A 13,082-nucleotide genomic window follows, 5' to 3' on the forward strand; every position below is an offset into this window, starting at 1 on the left:
TTTCGGGAGGGGGGTCCAGGGGAGGCCTCGCCATCCCCGCCCGCCCGATCCATCTACCGCCCGAACCGGAGGAGGAGCGCCCGTTGGACACCCGTTCGCAGAAGCAGAAGATGCTCGCCGGCGCTCTCTATGTCGCCGACGATCCCGAGATCGCCGCCGATTCCGCCCGGACCATGGCCTGGCTCGCCCGCTACAACGCGGCCCTGGCGCAGGACCCGGCCGAGCGCCAGGGCCTGCTGGAGGAGCGGTTCGGCTCCGTCGGGAAGGGCTGCAACATCCGCCCGCCCTTCCACTGCGATTACGGCTTCAACATCCACCTGGGCGAGGCCGTGTTCATGAATTTCAACGGCTGCATCCTCGACGTGGTCGCGGTGCGGATCGGCGACCGCACGCAGATCGGCCCCGGGGTGCAGATCCTCACCGCCGACCATCCCCGCGACCCGGCCCTGCGCCGGCAGATGCTCGAATGCGGCCGCCCGATCACCATCGGCGCCGATGTCTGGATCGGCGCCGGCGCCCTGATCCTGCCCGGCGTCACCATCGGCGACGACGCCATCATCGGCGCCGGCAGCGTGGTGACCCGCGACGTGCCCGCGGGCGCGACGGTGGTGGGGAATCCGGCGCAGATCAGAACCAGTGCCAGTTGAATTGAGTTTTGATCTTGGCTTAGAATAGGAATCAGATCGAAGCTCAGATAGATTAGCATCGCTTCACAAAATCACACAACATAAAAATCTGGTTTGACTTTATTCGATAACGCAAACGCAGCAGTACACACTCAAATATTTTGAGAAATAACACGTCAGGAATGCAATAAGACAAAACGAACATCAGGAAATAAGTTGCAATATGGCGCCGATTTTACTAGCAATTTATCATAATTCCAATGCTGTGCAGCTACAAGTCCGTGGAGCAATTTGATGTCAAAGGAATTTTTTTCTGCTCATGGATTTACGGAGGATCCTTTTGCATCAACAAATGCAGCAGATGAGCCACTGATCGAGAGTTATTTTGTTGATCCACCATTTTTCCCAGCAGTGGTTGGAGATCCGCGAAAGCCGAAGAGCAACGTTGTGTTTGCTCCACGCGGTGGAGGCAAGACTGCCCAAAAAATTATGATTGAAAAGCGCAGCGCGGAAGCGAGGTCGTTTTTATGCATCACATACGATAAATTTCCGTCGGATGGACTAAAGCGGCCATCGGACGCCAACATTGACTATCATTTAACAAACATAAATCGTATAATACTTCTTGCCATAGTCCTTGAACTTGATAATTTAGGCTACGCTCCAAATAATGTAACAGAACTAGATAAGAAAATTATTGTTTCGCTTTCTAAGATTTATTTTGGAAAAATAACCACAGAAAAATTTAAAGAAACACTCAATTCAATTAAATCAATGGGCGACAAGGCTGTAGATGCCTGGAACAAATACGGCGGAATTGTTGCCTCTCTAGCAAATGTTGCAGCTGGCTACTTTGGAGCTGGCAAGCTAGAGAATCCGCCCGCTGGCACTCAAACTTTCGACGACACCTTAAAATTTCAGTTTGAAAATTTGATCCAAATCGCCTTGAAGCTTCAATTTTCTTCAGTGTATATTCTCGTCGATAGAGTAGACGAACTCACCATAACAGCAAGTGATGCAGATAAATCTTTTGAATTTTTACAATCTTTATTAATAGATCTTCCGTTATTAGAAACGGAAGGAGTTGCCTTTAAGTTTTTTCTTTGGGATCAAACTAAAGATGCATATCAAAATGCAGGAGGTCGCCCGGACAGATTACTTGAATACGCCCTAGATTGGTCAGTCCAAGATCTACAGAAGGTTTTAAGCAGGCGCCTTCAAACATATTCCGAAGGGAAAATAAGTCGATTTGATCAATTAATTAGCGCTGACGCGCCTTATGACATACACTCCCTGGTAGCATATTTAGCACACGGCTCACCGCGCGACATGGTACGCATCTGTAAAAAAATTGTAGATGAGCATACTAAATCAGGGTCTTTTAGGGATAAAATTGATTACAGGACCGTCAAGGTCGGCATTTCAGCTTTTTCGAACGAACGGGCGAGAGAATTATATGGCACGGCCTTCGGAGAATTGAAAAAAGTTGGAGAACTAACTTTTACAATCAGTTCATTGGCAAGCGATGTATTTAGGGTTTCAACGCAAGCTGTCAGATCAAAAGTAAAGAACTGGTCTTCGGTTGGAGCTGTAGCTAAGATTGGAGATGTTCCCAACGCGGGAAATCGCCCTCTCTATCTCTTCGGGATTGTTGATCCCCGGCTTGCTATGGCTGTGCAATCTGACGCCAGCTTAGAGGAAGCATTGCGAGCATTTCTAATGATCTGTCCGCATTGTTCTGCTTTGCGTATAGCAGAGGAAGGCGACATAACTTGCCCAGACTGCTTAGGCAATTTTGAAGCAGAGTCTGCCACAACTTTGGATCATATTTGTAGAAAATTCTAATGTTTAAATTCAAATAATATGCTAATTTAAACATTGAAATCCATCATAAAGCACTTCTTGGCATAGAGGATTGCTAGGAAATTTTTCAGTTAAGCAATTGTGGGAACGAAATGATTTTTGGCAATAATCTACGATAGGTGGCGTGACTTACTATAAATATAGTCAGAAATTAATTCTTACTTTAACCGTGAATTATATTCAACAATTTATGAATATACAGAATTTTGATAAAAAATTATTCATACTGTCGGCCATAATTCAAAATATTTGAAAAACTTGTTGCACGGATGGGCAGCAAGCTACCTCACCCCATCCCCGGCACCGTCACCACGACCCGCAACCCCGGCCCATTGTCCTCCAAATCCAACCGCCCGCCGTGCAGCCGCACCACGGCGTTGACGAGGCTGAGGCCGAGGCCGAAGCCGGGGTTGGTGCGGGCGGCTTCCAGGCGGACGAAGCGGGCGAGCACGTGGGCGCGCTCGGCCTCGGGGATGCCGGGGCCGTGATCGGCCACGGTGAGGCGCACGCCCTCGGGCACCCGGGCGGCCGTCATGGCGATCACCGGGGGGCCGGGGCCGCCGGCGCCGTATTTGATGGCGTTGTCGGCGAGGTTGGCCAGCGCCTGGCCGATCAGCTCGCGGTTGCCGCGGATGATCAGGCCGGGCTCGGCTTCGAGCGTCAGGGCGAGGCCCTTCTCCTCGGCGAGCGCCTCGTAGAGCTCGGCCACCTCCCCGGCGACCCGCCCGGCATCGAAATCCGCGAAATGGTCCGGCGCGCTGCCGGCCTCCAGCCGGGCGATGGTGAGGAGCGCGTTGAACACGCGGATCAGCCCGTCGCTCTCCTCGATCACCGTTTCCATCGCCGCGCGCAGGTCGTCGGCGCTGCCGGCCCCGCGCAGGGCCTCGTCGGCCCGGTTGCGCAGGCGGGTGAGCGGCGTCTTCAGGTCGTGGGCGATGTTGTCGGAGACCTCCTGCATGCCGCGCATCAGCTCGCCGATGCGCTCCAGCATGAGGTTGAGGTTCTGGGCGAGGCGGTCGAGCTCGTCGCCGGTGCCCGCCACCTTCAGGCGGCCGTCGAGATCCCCCGCCATGATGGTGCGGGTGGTCTCGGTCATGTCGTCCACGCGCTTGAGCACCCGGCCCGCCACGAACCAGCCGCCGACCACGCCGATCACCAGCACCAGGGCGAGCGAGGAGCCGAAGGTGTTGCCGATGACCTCGCGCAGGCGGTCGCGCTCGGCGGTGTCGCGGCCGACCAGCAGACGGAAGCCGCCGGCCAGCGTGTAGACCCGCATGATCGCCCGGTGCTCGGCGCCCTCCTCCCCCTCGCTGCCGCGGCCATAGGGGCCCTCGAACTGGCCCGGCGCATCGAGCAGCCCCAGGGGCACCCGGGAGACGTTGCCGACCACATGCTCCCCGGCCGGGGTGGTGACGAGGTAGAGCGAGGCTCCGGGCTCCTTGGCGCGCCGCTCCACCACGGCGATGAGCCGGCGCAGCCCCCCTTGGGTGTATTGCTCGGACAGGCCGTTGATCTCGGCCTCGATGGTCGAGACGATCTGGTCGTCGAGCACCCGGCGGGCGTTCCAGGCGACGTAGCCGAGCGCCAGGGTCACCGAGACCGCGAACAGCACCAGATAGGCGAGGGAGAGCTTGAACGCCGTGGTGCGGAACAGCTTGCCGAGCCGGGCCGGCAGGCCTTCCCGCCCGGGGGGCGCGTCGCGCAGCAGGGCCATGGGCAGGCGCGGGGCCGGCGGGGCCGGCGCGCGGCCGGAGGCGTCGTCCCCCGCGCCCGGCGACACCGCCCTCACGCCCCGCCCGCCGGATCGGGCCGGACCATGTAGCCGGCGCCGCGGACCGTGTGCAGGATCGGCTGGTCGAACCCCTTGTCGATCTTGGCGCGCAGGCGCGAGACATGGACGTCGATCACGTTGGTCTGCGGATCGAAATGGTAGTCCCAGACATGCTCGAGCAGCATCGTGCGGGTGACGACCTGCCCGGCATGGCGCATCAGGTATTCGAGCAGGCGGAATTCCCGGGGCTGCAGCACGATCTCCCGGCCCGCCCGGGTGACCCGGTGGGACAGGCGGTCGAGCTCCAGGGTGCCGACCTTGTACGCCGTGGGCTCGGCCCCGCCCACCGGGCCGGCCCGGCGCCGGGCCAGCACCTCCGTGCGGGCGAGCAGCTCGGAGAAGGCATAGGGCTTGGGCAGGTAATCGTCGCCCCCGGCCCGCAGGCCCTTCACCCGGTCGTCGACCTGGCCGAGCGCGGAGAGAATCAGCACCGGCGTCGTCACCCCCTGCTCGCGCAGGGAGCGGATCAGCGACAGCCCGTCGAGCTTGGGCAGCATCCGGTCGACGATCAGCACGTCGTAATCGCCCTCGCGGGCGAGCGCGTAGCCGTCGAGGCCGTCCGTCGCCTGGTCGGCGACGTGCCCCTCCTCCCGGAACGCCTTGGCGAGATAGGCGACCGCGTCCCGGTCGTCCTCGATGATCAAGAGCCGCATCGGCTCACGGCATAATCCGCCGGGACGCGGCTGGAAATGCGCCGATGCGCCCGGAATGGGGACATCCGAGGGAGCCGGCATGGAACCTCGCGGGGGCCGACGAAGCCGGCCTCGAAGCCCTCGGCCTTCGGCTTCGCGGCCGAAGGGCCGAGGCTTCGAAGCCTCGAGCGGCGTCAGGCTGGTCCCGCGGGCCTTACCGGAGGGTCGCCGGCGGATGACGAATCGGTCATCCGCCCCGGCGCCTCAGTTCGGGCCGGCGGGGGCCGCCTCGCCCCCGCCACCGGGCACGATGGTGGCGCCGCCGATGACGCGGACCTTCTTCTCGCCGGCCGGCGGATCCTGCCAAGCCGCTTTGGTATCAGGGGTTTTCGCCTCGGCCGGCTTCGCGTCGACCGCCGTTCCGGGGGACGGGGGCTGCACCGCGGCCGGCGTCGGCGGCGCGCTGTGGGCGGCCTCCCTGGCCGGCTCCTTCCCCTCCGGCGCCGCGGGCTTGGCCGCCTCGGCGGGGGCGGGCCTAGGAGGCTCGCCGGCCTTGGCGGAATCCCGGTCAATCCCTTGCGGCGTCTCGAGTTTCGGCGCCGGCGCAGCGGGCGTCGCCCGGGGCGCGGCGGGCTTCTGCACAGGGGCGAGCTTGGCGCTGCGCCGCCCCGAATCGGCCCGGCCCCGGGCATCCGGGTTCAGCCCGAACGGCGCGGCCTCGGCCGGCCCGGGCGGCGTCGCGCTCAGGCCCGGCCGCTGCGGGCGGATGCCCGGCGGCCCCGCATCCGGGATGTCGGCGGGCGGCACCAGCCTCTCCGCCTCCCGGTAGACCCGGCGCGGCCGCGGCTCCTCCTCGGTCCAGCCGAAGCCGGCGGCGCGCGGCGGGCGGGCGCCCGGAAAGTAAGGAATATCAAGGCGTTCGCGCCCCAGCACCGCCCCGCTGCGCGGATCCACGATCAGCCGGACGCGGGCCCCGGCCGGGTTCGTCGCGTCCACGACATAGGCCGCCCCGTCGAAGCGCGGCCGTCCGATCTCGGTGAAGCCCCGGTCGAACAGGCGGAAGGCCACCGCCCGCGGCGACATCAGCGGCTCGGCCTCCTCGAACTCGAAGGTGCGCCCGTAGCCCTGCGCCATCGCCGCACCGGTGGCGACGCTGAGCGCGAGAGCGGCAAGACTGGCGCGGAGGAAATGCGAGGTGCGGCGCGAAACCATGTGACCTCTCGTCGATCGGCCCGGGCGGCTTGGGCCGGGCGCCGCTTGAGGCGGCTTGTCCCGGCCCGGGCGCAGATCGTTCCCCGCAGGCCCCCGTGCTTGGCAAGATGTCGTTAACTTCAGAATTCGGGCGAGAATGCGGGGCGATTCGAGAACCGGCCCTCGCCCGGGTCGGCGCCCCGTGCCGGGTCGTGACGTGCCGTCGCGTCTGCCCTGCATAAAGCGGGGTCGAGCGCGGTGTCGGTGCACTTGCTGGAATACTTGAAATCTGGCACCGTCGATTTATAGGACAGTATCACTGTCCCTTTTCGGTGGCAGCCGCCTTCGGGCGCGCTGGGGGCTGTTTCGCGTGATCGACGTGACGTCCAAACGAGCTATCAAGCCGATCGCCGACACGGCGATCCGGGCGAGCGCGGGCTGAGCGAGCCTGCGCCACGCCCGCGGGTTGCGGGCGCTTCTCGAAGCCGAAGAGATCCCGCCACGACCCGACGCAAACTAACCGCGGTGTCCGAACGTCGCTTCCGTTCGGGCACAAAACATGCTCGCCTTCGGGTCGGGACGGAGATGTGACGGCGATGCGCATGGATTCATCGGGCATGAACGCCTTGGAACTGTCTGTGTCTGCAAACACCCGCTCTGACGACGTGAACATTCCCTCGCGCGCCGGCGACAAGCCGCTGATCGTGCGCGACCCGGCGCTGCCGAAGGCGGAAGGCAGCTACGATCCCGCGCGCGAGCGCGATGCCTGCGGCGTCGGCTTCATCGCCGACATGCACGACCGGCGTAGCCACGCCATCGTCCAGCAGGGCCTGAAGATCCTCGAGAATCTCGACCATCGCGGCGCGGTGGGCGCGGATCCGACCATGGGCGACGGCTGCGGCATTCTCGTCCAGATCCCGCATGTCTTCTTCGCGGAGGAATGCTCGCGCCTCGGCTTCGAGCTGCCGCCCCACGGCCAGTACGCCATCGGCCAGTTCTTCATGCCGAAGGCCGAGGATGCCCGCCGCATCATCGAGGAGATCGTCGAGACCTCGCTCGCCGAGGAGGGCCTGCCCCTCATCGGCTGGCGCGACGTGCCGGTCGATTCGAGCGACCTCGGCGCCGCCGTGAAGGAGACCGAGCCGCATCACCGCCAGGTCTTCATCGGCTGCCCGGCCACCATCACCGACCAGGACACCTTCGAGCGGCGCGTCTACATCGCCCGCAAGGTGATCTCGTCCAAGGTCTACGGCCATGGCGACGAGCGGCTGATGGAGTTCTATCCGGTCTCCGTGTCGACCCGGACCGTGGTCTACAAGGGCATGGTGCTCGTGCACCAGCTTGGCCACTACTATCTCGACCTCAAGGACGAGCGCTTCGTCTCGGCCATCGCGCTGGTGCACCAGCGCTTCGCCACCAATACCTTCCCGACCTGGCGCCTGTCGCACCCCTACCGGATGGTCGCGCATAACGGCGAGATCAACACGCTGCGCGGCAACGTGAACTGGATGAAGGCCCGGCAGGCCAGCGTCGATTCCGAGCTGTTCGGCAACGACATCTCGAAGATCTGGCCGATCTCCTACGAGGGCCAGTCCGACACCGCCTGCTTCGACAACGCCCTCGAGTTCCTCGTGGCCGGCGGCTACTCGCTCGCCCATGCGATGATGATGCTCATCCCGGAGGCCTGGGCCGGCAACCCGCTGATGAGCGAGGAGCGGCGCGCCTTCTACGAGTATCACGCCGCCCTGATGGAGCCGTGGGACGGCCCGGCCGCGGTCGCCTTCACCGATGGCCGCCAGATCGGCGCCACCCTCGACCGCAACGGCCTGCGCCCGGCCCGCTACCTCGTCACCGACGACGGCCTGGTCGTGCTCGCCTCCGAGATGGGCGTGCTGCCGATCCCGGACGAGAAGATCGTGCAATCCTGGCGCCTGCAGCCGGGCCGCATGCTGCTGATCGACCTGCAGAAGGGCCGCATCGTCTCCGACGAGGAGATCAAGGGCGAGCTGGCCGGCGCGCATCCCTATGCCGAGTGGGTGAAGAACACCCAGATCGTGCTGGAGGACCTGCATCCGATCCAGCCGCGGGCCTCGCGCACCGACGTGTCCCTGCTCGATCGCCAGCAGGCCTTCGGCTACACCCAGGAAGACCTGAAGCTGCTGATGGCGCCCATGGCCGTGACCGGCCAGGAGGCGGTCGGCTCCATGGGCTCCGACACGCCGCTCGCCCCGCTCTCGGACAAGCCGAAGCCGCTCTACAGCTACTTCAAGCAGAACTTCGCGCAGGTCACCAACCCGCCGATCGACCCGATCCGCGAGGAGGCCGTGATGAGCCTCGTCTCGTTCATCGGGCCGCGGCCGAACCTGCTCGACATGGAAGGCGCCTCCCGCCGCAAGCGGCTCGAGGTCCGTCAGCCGATCCTGACGAACGGGGATCTCGAGAAGATCCGCTCGATCTCACATTTCGAGGACCGCTTCGACACCAAGACCCTCGACATCACCTTCCCCGCCGAGACCGGCGCGGCGGCGATGGAGGGCGCGCTCGATCGCCTCTGCGACCGGGCCGAGGTCGCGGTGCGCGGCGGCTACAACATCATCATCCTGTCCGACCGGGCGGTCGGACCGGACCGGATCCCGATTCCGGCCCTGCTCGCCACCGCGGCCGTGCACAACTACCTGATCCGCAAGGGCCTTCGCACCTCGGTCGGCCTCGTGGTCGAGTCGGGCGAGCCGCGCGAGGTGCATCACTTCGCCTGCCTCGCCGGCTACGGCGCCGAGGCGGTGAACCCGTACCTCGCCTTCGAGACGCTGATCGCGATGAAGGACGAGTTCCCGCCGGACCTGACCGACGACGAGATCGTCTACCGCTACATCAAGTCGATCGATAAGGGCCTGCTCAAGGTCATGTCCAAGATGGGCATCTCGACCTACCAGTCCTATTGCGGCGCGCAGATCTTCGACGCGATCGGCCTCAATTCCGAGTTCGTCGAGCGGGACTTCTTCGGCACCGCCACCACCATCGAAGGCATCGGCATGGCCGAGGTCGCCCAGGAGACCGCGATGCGCCATCGCGACGCCTTCGGCGACGCGCCGGTCTATCGCAACGCCCTCGATGTCGGCGGCGAATACGCCTATCGCCTGCGCGGCGAGACCCACACCTGGACCCCGGACACGGTGGCGACGCTGCAGCACGCGGTGCGCCTCGGCGCGGCCGAGCGCTACCGCGAGTACGCCAAGCTCGTGAACGAGCAGGAGAACCACCTCAAGACCCTGCGCGGCCTGTTCCGCATCAGGACCGCGGAGGAGCTCGGCCGCCAGCCGGTCGACATCGCGGAGGTGGAGCCGGCCTCCGAGATCGTGAAGCGCTTCGCGACCGGCGCGATGTCCTACGGCTCGATCTCCAAGGAGGCGCACGAGACCCTGGCGATCGCCATGAACTCGTTCGGCGGCCGCTCGAACTCGGGCGAGGGCGGCGAGGAGCCGCGCCGCTTCAAGCCGCTGCCGGACGGCCGCTCGCGCCGTTCCGCGATCAAGCAGGTGGCGTCCGGCCGCTTCGGCGTCACCACCGAGTATCTCGTCAACGGCGACATGATCCAGATCAAGGTGGCGCAGGGTGCCAAGCCCGGCGAGGGCGGCCAGCTGCCCGGTCACAAGGTCGACGCCAAGATCGCCAAGGTCCGCTACGCCACCCCGGGCGTCGGTCTGATCTCGCCGCCGCCCCACCACGACATCTACTCGATCGAGGATCTCGCCCAGCTGATCTTCGACCTGAAGAACGTGAATCCGGCAGCGGACATCTCGGTGAAGCTCGTCTCCGAGGTCGGTGTCGGCACGGTGGCGGCGGGCGTCGCCAAGGCGCGCGCGGACCACATCACGATCTCGGGCTTCGACGGCGGCACCGGCGCGGCCCCGCTCACCTCGATCAAGCATGCCGGCGGCCCCTGGGAGACCGGCCTCGCCGAGACCCAGCAGACGCTCGTCATCAACGGCCTGCGCGGCCGCGTGGCGCTCCAGGCCGATGGCGGCATCCGCACCGGCAAGGACGTGATGATTGCGGTGCTGCTCGGCGCCGACCAGATCGGCTTCTCGACCGCGCCCCTGATCGCGGCCGGCTGCATCATGATGCGCAAGTGCCACCTGAACACCTGCCCCGTGGGCGTCGCCACGCAGGATCCGGTGCTGCGCAAGCGCTTCAAGGGCACGCCGGAGCACGTCATCAACTACTTCTTCTTCGTGGCCGAAGAGCTGCGGGAGATGATGGCGGCGATGGGCTTCACCAAGCTCGAGGACCTGATCGGCCGCTCCGATCTCCTCGACAAGCGCGAGGCGATCGACCACTGGAAGGCGCGCGGCCTCGACTTCACGAAGCTGTTCCACCGTCCCGATGTCGGGCCGGAGGTCGCGATCCGTCACGTCGAGTCGCAGAAGCACCCGATCGACACCGTGCTCGACCGCCGTCTCATCGAGAAGGCCAAGCACGCGATCGAGACCGGCGAGCCGGTGGTGGTCGAGGACGTGATCAAGAACTCCGACCGCGCGGCGGGGGCGATGCTCTCCGGCATGGTGGCGAAGGCGCATGGCCATGACGGCCTGCCCGACGACACCATCGTCGTGAAGCTCTCCGGCACCGCGGGCCAGAGCTTCGGCGCCTGGGTCGCCGCCGGCGTGACCATCGAGCTCTCGGGCCACGGCAACGACTACATCGGCAAGGGCCTGTCGGGCGGCAAGCTGATCATCCGCCCAAGCGAGGCGCTGAAGGCCTCGGCGACGCGGACGATCATGGCCGGCAACACCGTGCTCTACGGGGCGATCGCCGGCGAGTGCTACATCCGCGGCTCCGCGGGCGAGCGCTTCGCCGTGCGCAATTCCGGCGCGATCACGGTGGTCGAGGGCATGGGCGACCATGGCTGCGAGTACATGACCGGCGGCGTCGTCGTCTCGATCGGCGAGACCGGGCGCAACTTCGCGGCGGGCATGTCGGGCGGCATCGCCTATGTGCTCGACGAGGACGGCACCTTCCGCGAGCGCTGCAACCTCTCGATGGTCGATCTGGAGCCCGTGGAGGAGGAGGACGACATCATGCGTCGCTTCCACCAGGACGGCGACCTGGAGACGAAGGGCCGGGTCGACATCCTCGCGGACATGTCGGGCCACGACGAGGAGCGGCTCACGCAGCTCATCACCAACCATCTCAAGTACACCGGCTCGCCGCGGGCGAAGAAGATCCTCGACGACTGGGCGAGCTACCGCACCAAGTTCGTCAAGGTGATGCCCGTCGAGTACCGCCGGGCGCTGCGCGAGATGGAAATGGCCCGCATGCCGGTGGCGGCGGAGTGAGATGAGGGCGGCCGGCTCCGTGCCGGCCGCCGCATGTCAGGAACGGATAGGGCGGAGCGCGCGATCCCGAGGATCCGCGGCGAAGGGCTGATCGATGGGCAAGGTCACGGGTTTCCTCGAATTCGACCGGCAGGAGCAGAAGTACCAGCTCGCGGCGGACCGCGTGCGGCACTTCCGCGAGTTCACCCTGCCCCTCGACGAGTACGACCTGAAAAAGCAGGCGGCGCGCTGCATGGATTGCGGCATCCCGTTCTGCCACGGGCCGACCGGCTGCCCGGTCCACAACCAGATCCCGGACTGGAACGACCTCGTCTACCAGTCCGACTGGGAGGAGGCCGCCCGCAACCTCCACTCGACGAACAACTTCCCCGAATTCACCGGCCGCGTCTGCCCCGCGCCCTGCGAGGAGGCCTGCACGCTCAACCTCGAGAACCAGCCGGTGGCGATCAAGACCATCGAGCAGGCGATCGCGGACCGGGCCTGGAACATGGGCTGGGTGAAGCCCGAGCCGTCCAACACCCGTACCGGCAAGCGCGTCGCCGTGGTGGGCTCCGGTCCCGCCGGCATGGCCGCGGCCCAGCAGCTCGCCCGGGTCGGCCATGACGTGCATGTGTTCGAGCGCGAGCCCAAGGCCGGCGGCCTGCTCCGCTACGGCATCCCGGACTTCAAGATGGAGAAGCGCCACATCGACCGGCGCGTGAAGCAGATGGAAGCCGAGGGCGTGGTCTTCCACTACAAGGTTAATGTCGGCGTGAACAAAACCGTCGAGGAGCTGACCGCGGAGTTCGATGCCGTGCTGTTCTGCGGCGGCGCCGAGGATCCCCGCAACCCGCAATTGCCGGGTCAGGATCTCGACGGCGTGCATTACGCCATGCCCTACCTCGTGCAGTCGAACCGGCGCGTCGGCGCCGAGCCGATGCCGGGCAACGGCGAGCTGCCGATCATCGCGGCGGGCAAGAACGTCGTCGTCATCGGCGGCGGCGACACGGCCTCCGACTGCGTCGGCACCGCCTTCCGCCAGGGCGCGCTCTCGGTCACGCAGCTCGACATCCGCCCGCGTCCGCCGGAGCAGGAGGACAAGCTGACGGTGTGGCCGTACTGGCCGACCAAGATGCGCACCTCCTCGAGCCAGGCCGAGGGCGCCGAGCGCGAGTTCCAGGCCGCGACCCTGCGGCTCGAGGGCAACCGCAAGGGGCAGCTCACCGGCGTCGTCTGCGCCCGCGTGGACGAGAAGCGCAAGCCGATCGAAGGCTCGGAGTTCACCCTGCCGGCCGACCTCGTCTTCATGGCGATCGGCTTCGCCGGCTCGGTCACCAAGGGCCTCCTGGAGGAATCCGGCGTGGCCCTCGACAAGCGCAACAACGTGCTCGCCAACACCGAGGATTACCGGACCTCGCATCCGAAGATCTTCGCGGCGGGCGACATGCGCCGCGGCCAGTCCCTGGTGGTCTGGGCGATCCGCGAGGGCCGTCAGGCCGCCCGCTCGATCGACGAGAGCCTGATGGGCGCGAGCCTGCTGCCGCGCTGAGCCGAAGCCTCCGCGGAGGCGCGGAGGACGAAGGAACGACGCCCGATCGCCATGCGGTCGGGCGTTTCCTTTTGG

At 65.0% G+C, this 13,082-nt stretch carries 7 protein-coding genes; 4 read left to right on the forward strand and 3 right to left on the reverse strand.

Annotated elements, in window-relative coordinates; all coding sequences use genetic code 11:
* Positions 1 to 110 precede the first annotated feature (110 nt).
* On the forward strand, positions 111 to 647 hold the full coding sequence (locus MFF21_RS06005) for a sugar O-acetyltransferase (RefSeq protein WP_238310514.1): 537 nt from the start codon (positions 111 to 113) through the stop codon (positions 645 to 647).
* Positions 648 to 920: 273 nt separating this feature from the next.
* Positions 921 to 2,471: an anti-phage protein gene (locus tag MFF21_RS06010; RefSeq protein WP_238310311.1), complete on the forward strand. Its 1,551-nt coding sequence runs from the start codon at positions 921 to 923 to the stop codon at positions 2,469 to 2,471.
* 304 nt (positions 2,472 to 2,775) lie between these two features.
* On the opposite strand, the gene MFF21_RS06015 is transcribed toward MFF21_RS06010, so the two are convergent.
* The 3 genes from MFF21_RS06015 to MFF21_RS06025 all read right to left on the reverse strand — a co-directional run bounded on the left by MFF21_RS06015 (position 2,776) and on the right by MFF21_RS06025 (position 6,164).
* On the reverse strand, positions 2,776 to 4,203 hold the full coding sequence (locus MFF21_RS06015) for a sensor histidine kinase (RefSeq protein ID WP_238310515.1): 1,428 nt from the start codon (positions 4,201 to 4,203) through the stop codon (positions 2,776 to 2,778).
* 71 nt (positions 4,204 to 4,274) lie between these two features.
* The gene (locus MFF21_RS06020; RefSeq protein WP_238310312.1) at positions 4,275 to 4,973 is read right to left on the reverse strand and encodes a response regulator transcription factor; all 699 of its coding nucleotides are present in this window, start codon (positions 4,971 to 4,973) and stop codon (positions 4,275 to 4,277) included.
* Positions 4,974 to 5,216: 243 nt separating this feature from the next.
* Positions 5,217 to 6,164: a hypothetical protein gene (locus MFF21_RS06025; RefSeq protein WP_238310313.1), complete on the reverse strand. Its 948-nt coding sequence runs from the start codon at positions 6,162 to 6,164 to the stop codon at positions 5,217 to 5,219.
* Between the two features lie 596 nt (positions 6,165 to 6,760).
* Between MFF21_RS06025 and gltB the strand changes: the two genes are divergently transcribed.
* On the forward strand, positions 6,761 to 11,479 hold the full coding sequence (gltB, locus tag MFF21_RS06030) for a glutamate synthase large subunit (protein ID WP_238310314.1): 4,719 nt from the start codon (positions 6,761 to 6,763) through the stop codon (positions 11,477 to 11,479).
* Between the two features lie 94 nt (positions 11,480 to 11,573).
* The gene (locus tag MFF21_RS06035) at positions 11,574 to 13,007 is read left to right on the forward strand and encodes a glutamate synthase subunit beta (protein WP_238310315.1); all 1,434 of its coding nucleotides are present in this window, start codon (positions 11,574 to 11,576) and stop codon (positions 13,005 to 13,007) included.
* Positions 13,008 to 13,082 lie beyond the last annotated feature (75 nt).

The sequence above is a fragment of the Methylobacterium organophilum genome (genome assembly GCF_022179465.1).
GTDB classification, from domain to species: Bacteria; Pseudomonadota; Alphaproteobacteria; order Rhizobiales; family Beijerinckiaceae; genus Methylobacterium; species Methylobacterium organophilum.